The following is an 18,509-nucleotide window of genomic DNA, read 5'->3' on the forward strand; positions in this document are numbered from 1 at the left end:
TGATTAACAATTATAAATTGATTATAATAAGTAAGAATGGATGTGGGAATATGAATTATTATTTAACCCTAGATATTGGGGGAACTGATTTAAAATATGGCGTTATAAATAAAGATAATGATTTACTTTTTAAATCAATAACAAAAACTAATGGCCATTTAGGCGCAAAAGAACTTATGAATACGATTAAAAGATTATTCAATGAACAAAGTAAAAACTATAAATTAGAAGGTATTGCTATTTCTACTACTGGTGGAATTGATGATGATACAAATGTCTTAATACCAAACTTATCAATTACTGATTATCATACAATTAATTTTAGAGAAGAATTAAAAGAGTTAGGTGTTAATATTGCTGTTGAAAATGATGTTAACAGTATGGGTCTATGTGAAAAAGACTTAGTTCCTAATTCTGATAAAATGAAATGTGTTTTAGCAATGACAGTAGGTACTGGAATTGGCGGTGCTATTTTCATTGATAACAAGATGCATAAAGGATTTAAATACACTGCAGGCGAATGGGGAAAAATCTTTATGAATTGTAAAAATGATTCATATGAGAAACTATCTTCTACTAATGCCCTTATTAGAGAAGCTAAAAAAGTTAGACCAGAAGTTAATACTGGAATTGATGTATTTAATCTCTATGATAATGGTGATATTGAAATAGCTGCCGTTGTTAAAAAGTTTTATCAAGGTCTTGCTAAAGGGATTGCAAATTTAGTATATATCTTAAACCCTGAACATATCGTAATCGGTGGTGGGGTAACTAATCGTGGTCCTAGATTTATTGAAGAATTAAGAGCTGAACTTAAGCCACTACTTTGGGATTATCTATATGATTCATTAGAGTTATCACTTGCTAAAAATAAAAATGATGCTGGAATGATTGGAGCATTTATTAATTTTAAAAATATTTTCTTATAATTACTAAAGCTTATACTTGAAAAAGTATGAGCTTTTTTATTTTAAAATAAAAATGGGAACTTAATAGTCCCCATAAATATTAGAATTTATCGAATAAGATATCGTCTTCATTCATATTTAATTCTTTTAATACTTTAATACATGCATCAATCATTCCTGGTGATCCACATAAGTAAGCTTCTGAATTAGATAAGTCGCCAGCGATTTTTCTTACTATATCAGTAATCCAACCTTTTTCACCTTTCCAGTCTTTATCATCATCTGCATGTGATAATGCTGGGATATATTCGAAGTTTGGATAATCTTTTGATAACTGCATTAATTCTTCTGTTAAGAATAAATCATTTTGTGTTCTTGCTCCAAAGAAATATTTTACTTTTCTTGGCATACCTTGTTGTTTTAATTTGTATAAAATTGATTTAATTGGTGCCATACCTGACCCACCTGCGATACAAATAATATCTTTTTTAGAATCTTCTCTTAAATAGAAGTCCCCGAATGGTCCGTCAATATCAATTTTATCACCAATCATTAAGGCTTTATGAACAAATGTTGTTGCTGCACCCTTAGTAACTTGTCTAATCATTAATTCTAAATGATTTTTATCTTCTGAATCTGAAGCAATTGAATAAGCTCTAACTACTTCAATTCCCGGAACTTTAATTTGCACAAATTGTCCAGGTTTAAAGTCAATGTGGTTTGGTTCAATTAATTCAAATCTAACTCTTTTAATATCATATGTTAAATCTTCTAAACCAACAACTTTTGATTTATAAATTTGAGCATCTAATAATCCTGGAGGTAGAGTAATTCTTAGATCACTTTCAACTTTAACTTGACAAGATAATCTAACTCCTTCTTCTTCCTCTTTTTTATTAATAAAAGATTTTTCAATTGGTTTAATTGGTGTTCCACCTTCAATTAATTGAAATTTACATGTCCCACATGTCCCTTTGCCACCACATGATGATGGTAAGAAAATCTTTTTATCTGATAATGAGTTTAAAACAGTATCTCCACCCATCACTACAACTTGTGTTTCATCATTAATAGTAATAGTGCGTTCTCCACCACCACTACCAAGTAATTTTTCAACAAGAATAAGGAATAGAGTAATTACTAATAAAACTCCTACTAAAATTAAAAACATATATAAATATTGCATCATAATCTCATATCCTCCTTATAAACTAGCAATTCCGGTAAAACCAATAAATGCTAGTGCTAGAATTCCTAAGATCACAAAAGCAATACCTTTACCTGCTAAACCTCTTGGAATATCACTTTTCTTAGCAAGTTTTTCTCTAATACCAGCAAGTAATACAATTGCTAGCATCCAACCTAAACCTGAACCAAATGAAAATGCTGCAGTTTCTTTAAAGTCATAATCTTTTGTTACGAAGAATAATGATACTGCTAAAACAACACAGTTTACAGTGATAAGTGGTAGGAAAATACCAAATGCATTATAAAGTGCCGGCATGAACTTTTGTAAGAACATTTCTAAAAACTGAACTGTTGCTGCAATTGTAATAATAAATACTAAAAGTGCTAAGTTTGTTGTTCCAGTTTTTACTAATAACTGATATATTGGGTAGTTAATTATCCCTGTTAATGTAACAACAAAGACTACTGCAACCCCCATCCAAAATGCGTTTTTAACGTTATTTGAAATAGCGATTAATGAACACATTCCTAAAATATAAACTAAAGCGATATTATGGTTTAATAATGACGCAATAATAATTTCAATTAAATTTTTATCTCCTGCTAAAAATAACATAATATCCCCTCCTATTCTGTTTCATAATATTTAGTTAATTCTCTAATTAACCAAACAAATAAACTTAATATGAAAAATCCACCAGGTGCCATTGCCATTACTGTCCATGGCGTAAAGTTTGCATTCATAATTGGCATATTTAAGAATGTACCAAATGCTAATATTTCTCTAACTGATGCTACTAAAATTAAAACAAATGTATATCCTAAACCATTAGCTAATCCATCAACTAATGTATATTTAACTGGGTTTTTAACAGCATAAGCTTCAGCACGACCCATAACAATACAGTTTGTAATAATTAATCCAACATATGCACCAAGTGACTTAGCGATTACTGGGAAATATGCTTGTAAGAACATATCTACAACAATAACAAAGACTGAAATAATAACCATATATGCAACCATTCTAAGTTTTGATGGAATAACGTTTCTTAGAAGTGATACTACTGCACTTGAAGCCATAATAACAAATGTAACACCTACACCCATTGCTATTGCATTTTCAACTTTATTTGTAACAGCTAATGCTGAACAAATACCAAGTACTGATATTACAATTGGGTTAGTAGTTGAAATACCTTGTTTTAAGATGTTATACCACTTTGTATACTTAACTCTTATCCACTTTTTCATCTTCAAATACCTCCCTTATTAAATAAAGTCTTAAATGCTTCATAATTTGTCTGTAACTTAGCTTTAAACTCACTAGTTGTAATAGTTACACCAGTTACATCTTCAAACTGATCCTTACCATCTAATTCTACAAATAAATTAGTGATATCTTTACCTCTAGCTTTACCCAATTTTGCATCTATTAATAATCTTGTTTTTGCCCAGTGTCTAGTATAACCATCATGAACTGTACTAATATTAACAACTGTTTTAAAATCAGAACCTAGAGTAACAATAAATGTAATTAATGATTTATCAGCACCTTTATTACCTACAGTCATTAATTCTGTAAATACAAAAGTATAATTGCCACTTTCTTTTTCAGTATAGAGAGTTTTACCTTCTAAAACTTCAAGAGTAAAGTTATCTTCAATCGTACCTGATTCTAAGTTATTATTACTATTAACTGCTGCTATTTCTTTTTCTGATAATATATTTAAATCTTTAAATTCAATGTATTCGTTCATTAAAGCAGTTACTGCTTCTAATAATGTATCTGTTGTATAAGTAACACGTGCAACATCATTGAAAACATTTTTACCATCAATACGGTCAAAGATAATGCCAACGCTTTTACCTATTGCATCTTTTAATACATCTTTTTTAAGTAAGTCTCTCTTACCCCAATGAGCTGTATTACCATCTGAAAAAACCATAAAATCAACTACTGTGTCAAAATCAGACTTAAGTGTTAAGGTAATTAATGTACTTTCTGTAACAGCACCATTTCTACCAAATTTAAGATCTTTATTACCTATAATTACAACATTACCACTATTTAAGTCTTTATATAGAACTTTATCACTTGATATAATCTTATCAAATCGCTTATTAAATTCTGTTTCAATATTTGGGATATCTGCTTCTGCTTCAATTTTTACTGAAAAGCCAGATACTTCAAGTAAATGTAACATCATTTTTTGTTCTTTAGTTAATTCAAAAATTGGAAGTCTATCTTTTGCTTCTTGAATAAGTAAATTAATATCATTTAGAGCATTTCTTAAACTATTTGTTGTATGGGTAACACCTGTTACATCACCAAACTGATATTTTTCATCAATTAAAGTAAATAGGTCATTAAACTTTTTACCTGCTGCTTTATTTAATACTTCATCAATTAATAAGTTTTTCTTACCCCAATGATCTTTGTTACCATCGTGTAATACTGTTAGACCTCTTACTGTTTCTAAATCTTTTTGTAAGATTAAGATAACTGCTACTTTTTCTGTTACAGCACCACCTGGTGAGAAATGGAAGTCAAACTCATTAAAATATACAACATCTTGAGTTTCATTATTCATGTAGAATTTTTCAAATGTTTTAAAATTATTATTAAATGTTATATCTAAGTTTGCTGGTTCATAAGTAATATTTGATAGTTTTAAAATATTTTCTTTAACTAAATCTAAATCAAGTGGTACTTCAATTGCTGGTAAATTCCCTTTGAATCCCTCATAAGCTTGTGCAATTTCTGCTAATGCTTTATTAAATGTTGGTAATGTATGAGTTGTTGCTCCAGTTTGATCACCTAATACATTATCTTCATTTGATTCTTCTTTTGTAAATGTTATTGGGAATTTTTTACCAATTGCTTTATCCAAGTTTTCTTGATCAAGTAATATTGTTTTACCCCATTGACCAGCATTTTCATCAAATATAGCTGAAATTCTAACGATTGTTTCAAAGTCCCTCTTTAATGTAACTGTTAAAACTACATCTTCTGTTTGGTCACCATTTTGACCAAATTTCATTGGTTTTTCACCAAAGATAGTTACATAACCATTATTTAAGTTTGAATAAAGTGTTAAATCATTTAACTTATCTGTTTGGAAGTTTTGATTAAATACTTCTTTGTAATTTTCTTCTGTAAATTCAATGTTATTTAATTCTAATAAATGTTTTAGAACTTTAACATTTGAATCAAATAAATCATCACCAACAAATGCTGTATAATATGCTTTATATGCATTGTTTAAAATGATTTGGAAAGCACTTGATGTACCTGTTGCTCCAGTAATTGAATCTATTTCATTTGGAAGTGTTCCATCTGAACCCTTAACAATGTTAATTGTTGGATCAAATACTTTTCCAACTAATCGATCTAAGAAGACACGTTCACCAACAAAAGCACCAAGACCTGGTGTTTCTTCTTGTTCTAGAATTGAGACGTTAACGATAGTTTTAAAATCTTCTTGTAAAGTTAGTATACCTTTGATTGGTCCCCATAGTCCACTACCACCAATATTAAAACTAACATTGTTCGTTTCATTATGACGGTATAAAACTAATCCTTCTTTTTCTTCAGGTGTCACTTGGGATTCAAATAATTCAAAAACATTATCTAAAGTATATAAAACTCCATTATGTTCTAAAATTGTTGACTGTAATTCAATTAATTTATTTTGACTAATACGGTCCTTAGTTAAAACATCAACCCCTATTAAAAGTAGTGCTGAAAAAGCTCCCATTAGCAAAACAAAAACAACCATTTTTATATAGTTTTTCATGCTAACTCTCCTTCTTCCAAGGAAACTTTAGGTTCTTCAATCTTATCGATTAATGGTGCAATTGCATTCATAATTACAATTACGAAAATTATTCCATCTGAGAATGATGAGAAATTTCTAATTATAAAAGTAAAGAATCCTAAACCAACTCCATATAAAACTCTTCCTAGTGGGTACTTAGCAATTGTTGGTTCATCTGGTGCAACAAAGAATGCTGCAAGTAAAACTGTCCCAACAAAAATTGATTGAACAGGATCTAAAACATTTAATCCTGCAAATTTTCCAAACATACTAAATAAGAAATATGAACCTATAAAGAATGTTGGAACTTTCCAATCGATTGCTTTAAATGCAATCATAAATAGGCCTAGTAAAATAATTAACAATCTAAATACTTCACCAATTGTACCTGCTGATTCACCCATTAATTGTTGAATTATATTAACAGTACCACCGTTATATAAGATGTTTGCAGAGTTATCTGCACCAACTAATCCATTAACTGTGTGATACCATTGGTTAGTCATTTGTTGTGGGAATGAAACTGTAACAAATAATAACCCAACCATTGCTGGATTAAATACATAGTTGTCGTCTCCTCCAAATACTGCTTTCCCGAATAAAACTGCAAATGCTGTTCCATATATTACAAGCCAAATTGGTGCTTTAGCTGGTAAAAATAAAACGAATAGTAATGGTGTTACAAACCAATTAGCAATATTCATTTTCTTTTTTCTAATTTTAGCAAATGCAAACTCAATAACGAAAGCTACACCAATTGCTGTAAGCATCATATAAAAAACATACATGCCGTAAATTGCAATTGAGAAAATGCTTAATATGAATAATGAAACTAGATATATTAATAGTTTCTTATCGTTCTCTTGAATCTTCATCTTTTCTTCTCTCCTTTTTTATTTCATACATAATCATTATACACTTATAAACCTTGATATTCAAGATAGTATGTAAAGCGTTTCCATATATTTATATTAAAAATAAATAAGAGAACCTGAGTTCTCTTATCATAGTTTATTTATTTTATTTTCCTTAAAAAATATTTCATCTTTATCATTCCAAATTGATGCCTGAACTTCAGCAATATGATATTTTTCAAGTAAGATCATACACATTCTTGACTGTCCAATCCCACCACCAATCGTCAGTGGTAGTTTACCATTTAAAACATCTTGATAATATTCATTAAAAAGTTCATCTTCTCTTCCTAAATATTCCATCTGACTAAGAAGTGACTTATTATCTACTCTAATTCCCATTGATGAAAGCTCAATAGCATCACCAATTACATTACTCCAAATTAATAGGTCGCCATTTAACTGCCAATCATCATAATCAGCCGCTCTTGCATCATGTCTTGTTCCATCTTTAAAGACTTTACCAATTCTTGTAATAAAAACAGTTTTATGAATTTTAGTTATCTCATATTCTCTTTCTCTCATTGATTTATTAGGATACATATTATAAAGTTCCTCACTATCAATGAAGAATACCTCTTTTGTTATTTCATCTTGTAAATTACTATATACAGTATTAATTAGTGTTTTTGTTTCACTAAGTCCACTAACTATTTTCAAAACTACTTCCTTTAAAAAATTAATATTTCTATCTTCTTTTTTTATTATTAATTCCCAGTCCCATTGATCAACATAAAGTGAATGTGTTTGATCTGTTACATCAAGCGGTCTAATTGCATTCATATCCGTATATAATCCTTCATAAAGATTATAACCATATCTTGATAGAGCCATTCTTTTCCATTTAGCAAGTGATTGAACTATCTCAACCTTATAACCTAAACTATCAATCATGAAATTTAACGCGCTACCTTTAATTCCTAAATCATCATTAATTCCTTTATCACTTAAAACCATAATTGGTGCTGAAACACGGTCTAGATTAAAAGTTTTTGCTAGTTTATTTTCAAAATAATCTTTAACTATTTTAATTGCTTTTTGGGTTTGTTTCATTGTTAGCTTTGAAGTATACAAATTTATTCACCTTGTTTTCCATCTATTGTTTTAATTAAACTTGTCATCTTAAATTTATAATCCATCTTGTTAAAATAATTAACTAAATGCACTCTAAAGTCACGCTCTACACCAACATGTTTTCTAATTGCTGTTTCAATGTTGATTGTAAATTTAAGACCTTCATTTATTGAAGTTAAAAGAGCTGTTTCAGGCATTTTAATTACATTAGGATTACTTAATCCATAATTATATAAAAACTCACTAAACTCTTTATTATATAGTAAATTAATATCAAAGTTTGGTTCTACCGTAAACTCAATAACTGCAAAACTATTTTTAAGGCTTTCATTTAATACTATTTTAATATCACCATTATTAATAGTAATAACTTCACCTTTCCAGTTTTCAAGTTTTACTCTTCTAAGTCCAATATTTGTAATTGTTCCTTTGTAGTTATTAATCTCCACATAATCACCAATTTTAATAGTTTTATCACCAATTAAAAATAACCCGCTAATTAAGTCCTTAATTAATTCTTGTGCTCCAAAACCAATCGCAAAAGCCATAACTCCAGCCCCTGCAATAAGTGGAACAATATCAACACCTAATTCTTTTAAGATCATTATTGCTATCCAAAATATAAATACTGCTCTTATTAAATTATTAATTAATTTTCTTACTGTTAGTTGTTCATTTGTTTCACTTTCATGAAACTTATTTTTAAATCCTTTAGTTTTAAAAATTAATAATTTGCTAAGTTTGGTAACCAAATATGCAATTATAACCCAAAAAATAATCATCGCAATCGCGACAAGTAACTCTGTAATAGATTCATTAGGTATAATCTTTATTATTATTTCTTTAATTATTCCTCTTAAGTTATCCGATAAACTCATAAAATCATCTCCTTATCTTATTGTAGCATATTATATATTCAATATAAAAATAAATAGGAGCAATGTCCTATTTATCTTAATTATTCAAAACTATCTATAAAAACTAAATCATTTATTTTATTTGTTTCTTTTAAATCAATTATTCTTTGATTATTACTTCCTCTAAATAACAAATTTAAATTTTTTTCTGTATGAACAAATGGTCCATCAATTAAATAATCAGCTTCTTTTAAGATTGTTTTTACACTATCATTCATTCTTTGTAGTTCATTGTAGTAAAATCCACTATATAATAAAACATTTAAATTTAGTTCTTTTGCTTTTCTTACTAAATATAAAACTTTATCTGGTTGAATAAATGGTTCACCACCACTTATTGTTATACCTTTGATTAATGGGTTATTACTAAACATTAAAACTATTTTATCAAGTTTTTCAATATATCCACCAGTTAAACTTTGAGTTTCTTCATTATGACAAAGAAAACATCGCTTTGGACATCCTTGCGTAAATATAACAAATCTAAATCCAGGTCCATCAACTATTGATTCTTCAATTATTCCTGATAACCTAATTTCATCACTTGATATGTTTAACACGTTCTTCAACTTCTTTTCGTTTTGCGTTATTAAATCTATCTAATGTACCTACAAGGTAGCCTGTTATTCTTCTAATTCTATTAAACTTGATATCATTTTCAACTCTACCACATTTAGGGCACTCTTCGTTAATGATTCCCACAAACCCACAAACTGGATCATGATCAACCGCATGATTAATTGAACCATATCCGACATTTTTGCTTGCCATATATTTAACAACAGATTCAAGCGCTGTAACATTTTTGCTAGCATCACCATCTAGTTCAATATAACTAATATGTCCACCATTAGTTAATTCATGATATGGTGCTTCAATGTCAATTTTTTTAAATGCACTAATTGGATAATAAACAGGAACATGGAATGAGTTTGTATAAAACTCATGATTTGTAACTCCTTCAATACTTCCGTATCTAGTTCTATCCATTTTTACAAATCTACCAGATAAGCCTTCAGCTGGGGTTGCTATTAAGCTAAAGTTTAATTTATATTCTTCTGCCATTTGATCAGTTTTATTTCTCATAAAACTAATTATCTCAAGACCAAGTTTTTGTGCAATCTCTGATTCGCCATGGTGATATCCTAGTAAAACTTTTAAAGTTTCAGCAAGTCCAATAAAACCAATTGTTAATGTACCATGTTTTATTACTTCACTTACTTTATCATTTATAGTTAACTTATCACTATCAATCCAAACTCCTTGTCCCATTAAAAATGGAAAGTTATACACATGGAAGTTTTTTTGAATTTCTAATCTTTCTAAAAGTTGTTCTTTAACTAAATCCATTTTTTTATCTAGTTCAGCATAAAAATCATTAATATCTTTATTATTTAGAGCTATTCTTGGTAAGTTAATACTTGTAAAGCTTAAGTTACCACGACCTGTTACAACTTCATTTTCAGGATCATGAACATTAGCCATTACACGAGTTCTACATCCCATATAAGCAATTTCAGTTTTTGGATCATTTTCTTTATAATATACTTTATTAAATGTGGCGTCAATAAATGAAAAATTGGGAAAAAGTCTTTTGGCTGATACTTTAAGTGCTAGTTTAAATAAATCATAGTTTGGATCTGTTTCATCTAAGTTAACACCTTTTTTAACTTTAAAAATTTGAATTGGGAAAATTGGTGTTTCATTTTCTCCCATCCCTCTAAGTGTTGCTAGTAAAACTTGTTCAGTAATTAATCTACCTTCAGCAGATGTATCAGTTCCATAATTAATTGAACTAAATGGAACTTGTGCTCCTGCTCTAGAATGCATTGTATTTAAATTGTGGATAAGTGATTCCATTGCTTGGTTTGTATCTTTAATTGTCTCTTTAGTTGTTTTATCCTTTACAAATGCTAAAATTTTATCGTTATCAACATATTTTTTTACAACTTTTTCAATATCATCATTATATAATCTAGGAATGATTCCTAATTCTTCTGCATTATCTTTTATTAAATCAATGTCTAATTCAATTCCCTCATATGCTAAGATATCTCTTAAGTTATTATAATATCTTTTTTTGTATGTTTTAATAACACCTTTTGCTAAATCATAATCAAATTTAGGAATACTTTGTCCTCCATGTTGATCATTTTGATTTGACTGAATTGCAATACATGCGAGTGCTGCATATGTTCTAATATCATTAGGTTCACGAACAGAACCGTGGCCTGTTTGAAAACCCCCAGTAAATAATTTATCTAAATCAATTTGACAACATGTCATAGTCATTGTTAAAAAGTCTAAGTCATGAATGTGGATATCTCCTTCTTCATGAGCTTTAGTAAATTTAGGATCTAAAACAAAAGTCTTATTAAATTCTTTTGCTCCCTCACTACCATACTTAAGCATAGCGCCCATTGGGGTATCACTATTAATATTAGCATTTTCACGCTTTAAGTCAGATTCATCACTTTTTGTAAAAGTAATATCATGGAATGTTTTCATAATTCTAGACTTTTGGTCTCTAATTCTACTTCTTTCTGTTCGATATAAAATATAAGCTTTAGCTACTTCAGCCTGATTATTTTTAATTAATACTTCTTCAACAATATCTTGGATATCTTCAACAGAAGGAACATCTTTTTTAAATCTTTCATTAGTAATTTTAATTACCTCTTTAGAAACAGCATTTACTTGGCTTTTATCACCATTTACTGAAATAATTGCTTTCTCAATTGCTCTTTTTATTTTAAGCGCATCAAAATCAACTTCTCTTCCGTCTCTTTTTTTAATGAACATTATCATAACTTTTTCCCCCTTAGAATAAATCTCATATTTCTATTATAGTAAATATTTGTAGTTTTACAACATAAATTTAAAAAATATTTTATTTTAAAATTAAGTATATATTTATCTTTCCTTTAAGTAAAGTATTAACTACTGTTTATTAAAATTTATCTATTAAAATGCTAAATTTATAAATAAAAAATAAAACAAAAAAAGCTTAACTATCACTATACATCTTAGTTAAGCCTTTTATAATTATTTCTTTACTTGCGAACGGTATATATTGGCATATACTCCATCTCTTGCAACTAATTCCTCATGGTTTCCTTCTTCAACTTTTAAGCCTTTTTCTAAGACAATAATCTTATTAGCATTTTTAATTGTTGATAGTCTATGAGCAATAATAATAACTGTTCTATTTTTCTTTACTTTATCTAATGCATTTTGAATTATAGTTTCAGTTTCGGTATCGATGTTTGCAGTTGCTTCATCCATAATTAATATTCTTGGGTCATGAGCAATAACTCTTGCAAAAGAGATAATTTGACGCTCACCAATACTTAGGTTTGAACCTTTTCTATTAATAGGTTCATCAATACCATGTTCTAATTTATCTAATAGATTTGCCCCACCAACTGATTTAACAATCTTTATTGCTTCTTCTTTAGTTATATTGGAACCAAATTTCACGTTATCATAAAGTGTACCACTAAACATTACAGGATCTTGTAGAATTATTCCAATATGTTTTCTATAACTTCTAATACTCTCAGTAGTAATATCTTTATCATCAATAAAAATATTACCTCTATCAATATCTTTTAAATCATAAAATCTAAGTAGTAAATTCATTAATGTACTTTTACCACTACCAGTATGTCCTACAATACCTACCATACTATTTGCTTTAATTTCAAAACTAACGCCTTTTAATACAGGATGCCCCTTAACATATGAGAACCAAACATCATCAAATTTGATATTTCCTTGATAAGGTGCTATATCATATTTCTCTGATGATTCCTTATCACCGTCTATTAATTTAAAGATACGTTCTGTTCTAACTAATGAGTGTTGGAGGTTACCTATTTCTCTAAATAAAATACCAACAGGTTCAAAAATTGCTGATAGATATGTATTATAAGCATAGATAGTTCCTGCTGTTACAGTAAATCCTACAATTGTTAAATAACCATTACCAAAATATAAAACAACAAACGATGTTACTAATGACCCAATTAATCTAATCATGTTCCAACCTAGTCCAAGATGTAATTTATTTTCCTTTAATTGTTCATTCATATAACTTTTTGATAACGCATTAAAGTTTGAAGTTGTTTCTTCTTCATAATTAAATACTTGTAAAATACCAATTCCGTTTATTATCTCATTTAAGTTTGCCGTAATTAAACTTCTTTGTTCATTAACTTTAACAGCAATTAAGTTTAGATTTCTAACAAATAACTTTAACCAGAAATATACTAATGGAAAAATTATAAATGTCCAGATTGCAAGCTTAGGATCTAAATAAAACATTCCAACATATGCAAAGATAATTGAAAGCGATGCATTTAACATTAGGTTCATAATGGTTGAAAATAATCCCATCATCCCACCAACGTCATGAATAATTCTATTCGCTATTTTACCTGCTGGTTCTTCTTCAAAATAACTCATTGGAAGTTGTTGAAGACTTGTCACAGCATCAACTCTTGCATCTCTAACGATATTTACGTTAATTGATGCTGTAGTTATTCTTTGAATATATGTAAAGATAATTTGTAAAAATAATCTAAGCGCTAATAGGATAAGTAGCACCGTTAACGGATTAATAAATGGTTCATAAAAGTTTCTAGTTTCTTTACTAGTTAGCTTAACTGCATCAAATACTAAAACACTTCCTTCTTGATTTGTAAAAGTTATTTTACCATCATTAATGGTTTTATTTCCTTTAACAAAATCACTAGGAACTAAATCTTCAATAAAATAATAAGATGCTTTATAAATAACGATTGTTGCACCACTATCACTTACAGTGTTTTGAATATAATACTTTCCATTAAAACTAACTGCATCTTTTGAATCTACCGTAACTTCTGTTTCATACCAAGGCTTCTCAATAGCAACTAAATAGTCATCCATAATTGCCTTAACGATTAAAGGCGATGCTAAGTTTAACAACTGTACAATTAACATTGTTGATATACTAATTACTAATAATTTTTTATATTTGCTTATATAACGCCATACTTTTTTAATTGTTTTAAACATACTCTCACCTACACCATTGTAATTTGGTTAATATATTGTTCTTTATACCAACCTTCCTCTTTAAGTAACTCATCATGAGTTCCTCTTTGAGTAATTACTCCATTTTCCAATACTAAAATAATATTTGCGTCTCTAACCGCACTAAATCGGTGTGCAACAATAATATTAGTTTTATCGCCTCTAAATCTTTTTAACTCATTAATGATATTATCTTCTGTCTTAGCATCAACCGCTGATAAAGAGTCATCTAAAATCAAAATTTCTGGATCTTTAATTAAAGCTCTAGCAATCGATAATCTTTGTTTTTGACCACCAGACAAGGTTGAACCAGATTCCCCAACCATAGTCTCTAATCCCTGGTCTAAGAATGGTAAGTCTTTTTCAAAGTCAGCAATCCTTACTGCTTTATCTAATTGATCTTGTGATGCCTTTGGTTTACCCATTTTAATGTTTGCTGTAACATCTTTTTTAAATATCGTATGAGCCTGTGGAACATAACCTACTAAATTTCTAATATCATCAATCTTGTAGGTTGAAATATCTTTTCCGTCAACTAAAATATTACCATCACTTACATTAAATTCTCTTAATAACTGTCTAATTAATGTTGATTTACCAGCCCCTGTTGGTCCTACTATTCCGATTGTTTGTCCTTTAGTTATTTTAAAGTTAATTCCTCTAATAACTGCTTTTTCATCAAATGGATATTTAAAAGTAACATTCTTAAACTCAATTTCATTGAAACTTAAAATAGGTAGTGAGACATTTGTGTCACTTACAATTGGTACTTCTTTCATAATTTCATCAAATCTATCTAGTGATATTGTTGCATTATTGATTTGAGTAAACATGGTACTCATCCCAATAATAGGCCCGTACAGCATTCCAAGGTATGATAAAAAGGTAATCAGTGATCCTAGTGTTAACTGACTATTAATAATAAATATTACCCCAAACACAAATGCTAATACATAAGCGACACCATAAATTACTTCAAAAAGTGGAACAAACCAGTTTTCATATTTTACAATATAAAACCATGAGTTAATATCATCAATGATAGATTTTTTTTGAATATCTAAATATTCATCTTCTTGCCCATATGCTCTAATTGTTTTTTGACCTTCAACTGATTCTAAAATAGTATCAGTCATTTTAGCATAAATTATTCGGTGTTTTGCAATATATTTACGTTTTTTATGTCTAATAATATTTAAAATAGTTAGTCCAATTGGCATGATTGTTACAGAAATTATAGTTAATTTAAAACTAATTGTTGCAATCATTAAAGCAAGTGCAAACGTAATAAGTCCAAAGTTAAAGACAATGCCTTCAAACAAGCTTGTTGCAGCAACCGTAATAGCATCTAAGTCTTCTGTAACTCTATTAATTAAATCTCCCTTATCATATTTAGCATAAAAGCTTAAATCCATTGAAAAGAGTTTTCTTAGATATTGTTCTCTTAATTCAAAAGAAAGTTTTTGTGCTAATTTGCTAACACGATAATTATAAATAAAACTACTGAAATATCTACTTATAGGAATTAATGCTAATCCCCCAACTAAAAATATCAAACTCTTTTTTGTTAAATCTCCTGATACAATTGTATCAATTGCTAGCCCCAGAAAATAAGCTGGAATTAGCGAAAGAATGATTATTAACAATAAAAGAAAGAAAAGCCTAATATAGGTTTTCCATTCTTTTTTAATAAACCAACTTAATTTTTTTACTATGTTTTTCATTTCATCACCACTTTATGTCATCACTTGTCATTTAATATATTTACTATCTTACTTTCAATAAATTTTTCTATACTCTTTATATTACTAATTCTATCACTATTATATGTATGTTTATAACTATATAATTGATTTTTACATAGAACTGCAATATAACTTACTAATTCATCACTATTATCCTCATAAGTAGGACCAGCATTACCTGTTACTGCTACTTGAATATCTGAATTTATTTTTGCCTTTAATCCCCTTGCCATGCTAATTGCTACTTCTTCGCTTACAACGCCATATTTATTAATTAAATCTAATTTAACATCTAAAAGACTAACTTTTAAGAAAACATTATAAGAGATTATACTTCCCATAAAAACTTTTGAACTGCCACTATTTTTGACTAGTGAATAACTTAAATAACCACCCGTAATACTCTCAGCAAAACTAATTGTTAAGTTTTTATTTAATAAAACATTATAAACCTTTTTCATTAACTTACTAATACCTCAATAGTAATAGGATTTATCTCGCCTTTTCTAATGATTTCAATCATTAATTTAGTTCCGGCTGGCTTATTACTTACGAAAGGAACAACATCATCATTTGAGGTAATTTTACTACCATTTATACTTATAATAACATCATACATTTCCAATTTTCCATATGCATCATATAGATCATCAACATAGATTACTACAATTCCATATGTTGCATCACCAATTAATGAATTGTTAAAACCAGAGTCTAAGAAATCACTTAATTTTACTACAGTAATACCTAATCTTGGTGTATGTTCATCTAGTTTTTTATATTTAATTATATTTGTTTTACTATTAATTATGCTTGATAAGATATTAATATTTAGACTAATGCTTACACGTTCAGCAATTACAACACCAAATTTTGACATATAATTTGTTTCTTTGGCAACATTGATCGCAATTAGTTCACCTTTTAGATTAAATAATGGACCACCACTATTTCCTGGATTTAGAGTTGAGTTATGTCTGATTGCTAATTTTGATATAGCTCCATAGATTTGTTCATAGTTACCAACTATACCCTTAGTAACATAACCAGTTCTATCACTACTTTCAGGAGTACCAATTGCAATTGTTGTTTGTCCAACAACAAATGCCTCATTAGTTTCTCCATCTAATGTGGTTGACGTTACAATATTATAATTATCACTACTTTCAAATCTTACAATTCCTAAGTCATATAACCTATTATTATAATAATCTTTAGCTCTAATTGATTTTCTAGCGTCACTAAATGAAATTGATATTTCTGATGAATCTTCAACAACATGACTATTGGTCATCACATAATAAGTATATATATTGTTTTTACCTATTTCTTTACGGTAAATAACTCCTGAACCATGTCCTGTATTAGTTTTCACTGTAACAACTGCATCATCTACAGTTTTTACGACATTTATAAGACTTGTTTCATACTCGTTAATACTCTCATAACTATTAAGCGTAACATCTTTTTCTATGAGATAACTAATATTTAAAGCACTTGTTAATCCTTCAGCAGCAATAACACCAGTTTGGGTTTCAATACTATTTACTTTATTAATATTAATACCTATTAAATTACCATTTAAGTTAAAGATTGGTGCTCCTAATTGTCCTAGATTTGTTTTTGCATCATGCATAAAAATATATGATTCTTGGTATTCATCTTTAGATAAATTACCTATATTTAATTGATTTTTTAAATCACTATTAACACTACCAATTGCCAAAATTCTTTGTCCCTTAACAAGTTTGTTCATTTCTAGTGAAATAAATGGGTTTTTATCAGATCTATATGGCGTTAAGGTATCAGTAGTTTCAATTTCAAGAATTGATGCAATATTTAAAAATGAACTACTAACTCTTACTACATTATATTTATCATTTACTTTTAAACCAAAATGATTTAAAAAGAAAATTGTTGCAATTTGATATTTATTATCTATTTTATTAACGATAATACCACTGTAAATATTTCCAGACCCATCTTTAATTGTAACGACTGAATCTAGGGCACTTTCATAAACACTGTTTTGTAATGTTTCTAATTGATCCTTATTGTCGCTAATTTTTGGTAAATTTTGATTAAATAATGTATTACTAATTAGATTATTTTTAAAGTCTATTTGACTTATATTTTTAATAACATTAGCAAATCTTGAAGCTTTATACCCATAATTAAGACCGAGAACGTTATACTCAGAACTAATATTTTCATCTTTATAAATTTTATCTGAGTTAATACCTACTAAAAATCCTGATAAATTGTAAACTCCAGATCCTATTTCACCCATATTAATATCAGCATCATGAGTAAAAATGTCATTGTTTAATACGTTTGTAATAAAACCATCTTTTACTGAATTAATTACATCTAAGTTATTATTTGAACCAACCGCTAAAACTGCATCACCAACATTAAAATCATATATTTTATCATCAGTAAATAACTTTGCACTTGGTATGTTTAATCTTGTTTCAAAACTAAAAATCCCAATATCATATATATCATTTATTGAATAATCAATAATTGATGCTCTAACACTACTGTGGTTAATGAAAACCGAGAGGTTTGATACATCAGTTAAATTACTAGCTGTTGTTAATGCATAATATTTTTTATTAACAAGACCATTTTCACTATAAACTACTACTGCACCACCAATTGATCTAGAGTTTGTAACATTTTCGTCTACTAGCGAAACATTACTTGATCTAATTGTCTTTGATGTTTCTATTATTTTTGTCTCAAAAGCATTATTTGAAACATATTTTTTATTTTCTCTATCACTTGTATCAACAATACATGATACTAAAATTAGTGATAGTAAAAATAATGCTATAAAGCTAAAGATTTTTTTTATCAT

14 protein-coding genes are annotated in these 18,509 nt (G+C 28.3%); 1 reads left to right on the forward strand and 13 read right to left on the reverse strand.

Going from position 1 to position 18,509, the window contains the following annotated elements; translation table 11 throughout:
- Positions 1-50: 50 nt before the first annotated feature.
- Positions 51-929: an ROK family protein gene (locus T352_RS0103445; protein ID WP_026391773.1), complete on the forward strand. Its 879-nt coding sequence runs from the start codon at positions 51-53 to the stop codon at positions 927-929.
- Between the two features lie 79 nt (positions 930-1,008).
- On the opposite strand, the gene T352_RS0103450 is transcribed toward T352_RS0103445, so the two are convergent.
- The 13 genes from T352_RS0103450 to T352_RS0103510 all read right to left on the reverse strand — a co-directional run bounded on the left by T352_RS0103450 (position 1,009) and on the right by T352_RS0103510 (position 18,509).
- The gene (locus T352_RS0103450) at positions 1,009-2,097 is read right to left on the reverse strand and encodes an NADH:ubiquinone reductase (Na(+)-transporting) subunit F (protein ID WP_051615808.1); all 1,089 of its coding nucleotides are present in this window, start codon (positions 2,095-2,097) and stop codon (positions 1,009-1,011) included.
- A gap of 15 nt (positions 2,098-2,112) precedes the next feature.
- A complete protein-coding gene (locus tag T352_RS0103455; RefSeq protein ID WP_035345092.1) occupies positions 2,113-2,712 on the reverse strand; it encodes an Rnf-Nqr domain containing protein in 600 nt (199 codons plus the stop codon).
- 11 nt (positions 2,713-2,723) lie between these two features.
- Complete coding sequence (locus tag T352_RS0103460) at positions 2,724-3,350, reverse strand: Rnf-Nqr domain containing protein (RefSeq protein WP_051615809.1); 627 nt, start codon at positions 3,348-3,350, stop codon at positions 2,724-2,726.
- Positions 3,351-3,352: 2 nt separating this feature from the next.
- A complete protein-coding gene (locus tag T352_RS06895) occupies positions 3,353-5,896 on the reverse strand; it encodes an FMN-binding protein (protein WP_162151166.1) in 2,544 nt (847 codons plus the stop codon).
- Positions 5,893-6,792, reverse strand: a complete 900-nt coding sequence (locus T352_RS0103470) for an RnfABCDGE type electron transport complex subunit D (protein WP_162151167.1) — start codon at positions 6,790-6,792, stop codon at positions 5,893-5,895. The genes T352_RS06895 and T352_RS0103470 overlap by 4 nt, the downstream gene beginning before the upstream one ends.
- Before the next feature lie 129 nt (positions 6,793-6,921).
- Entirely contained in the window at positions 6,922-7,905 is a 984-nt protein-coding gene (gene asnA, locus T352_RS0103475) for an aspartate--ammonia ligase (RefSeq protein WP_162151168.1), read from the reverse strand.
- A gap of 2 nt (positions 7,906-7,907) precedes the next feature.
- Positions 7,908-8,783 carry a mechanosensitive ion channel family protein gene (locus T352_RS06900; RefSeq protein WP_051615811.1) on the reverse strand — a complete coding sequence of 292 codons (876 nt, stop codon included), beginning with the start codon at positions 8,781-8,783 and terminating at the stop codon, positions 7,908-7,910.
- Between the two features lie 80 nt (positions 8,784-8,863).
- The gene (locus T352_RS0103485) at positions 8,864-9,382 is read right to left on the reverse strand and encodes a 4Fe-4S single cluster domain-containing protein (RefSeq protein WP_026391779.1); all 519 of its coding nucleotides are present in this window, start codon (positions 9,380-9,382) and stop codon (positions 8,864-8,866) included.
- Positions 9,363-11,630 (reverse strand): anaerobic ribonucleoside triphosphate reductase, encoded by a 2,268-nt coding sequence (locus T352_RS0103490; protein ID WP_162151169.1) that lies wholly within the window; start codon positions 11,628-11,630, stop codon positions 9,363-9,365. Before T352_RS0103490 ends, T352_RS0103485 begins: the two co-directional genes overlap by 20 nt.
- 237 nt (positions 11,631-11,867) lie before the next feature.
- The gene (locus tag T352_RS0103495; RefSeq protein WP_026391781.1) at positions 11,868-13,883 is read right to left on the reverse strand and encodes an ABC transporter ATP-binding protein; all 2,016 of its coding nucleotides are present in this window, start codon (positions 13,881-13,883) and stop codon (positions 11,868-11,870) included.
- 8 nt (positions 13,884-13,891) lie between these two features.
- Positions 13,892-15,625 (reverse strand): ABC transporter ATP-binding protein, encoded by a 1,734-nt coding sequence (locus tag T352_RS0103500; RefSeq protein ID WP_026391782.1) that lies wholly within the window; start codon positions 15,623-15,625, stop codon positions 13,892-13,894.
- A 20-nt stretch (positions 15,626-15,645) separates the two neighbouring features.
- A complete protein-coding gene (locus tag T352_RS0103505) occupies positions 15,646-16,107 on the reverse strand; it encodes a CinA family protein (protein ID WP_162151170.1) in 462 nt (153 codons plus the stop codon).
- Entirely contained in the window at positions 16,107-18,509 is a 2,403-nt protein-coding gene (locus T352_RS0103510) for a trypsin-like peptidase domain-containing protein (RefSeq protein ID WP_026391784.1), read from the reverse strand. Before T352_RS0103510 ends, T352_RS0103505 begins: the two co-directional genes overlap by 1 nt.

This window comes from Haploplasma modicum ATCC 29102, assembly GCF_000687835.1.
Taxonomy (GTDB): domain Bacteria; phylum Bacillota_I; class Bacilli_A; order Acholeplasmatales; family Acholeplasmataceae; genus Haploplasma; species Haploplasma modicum.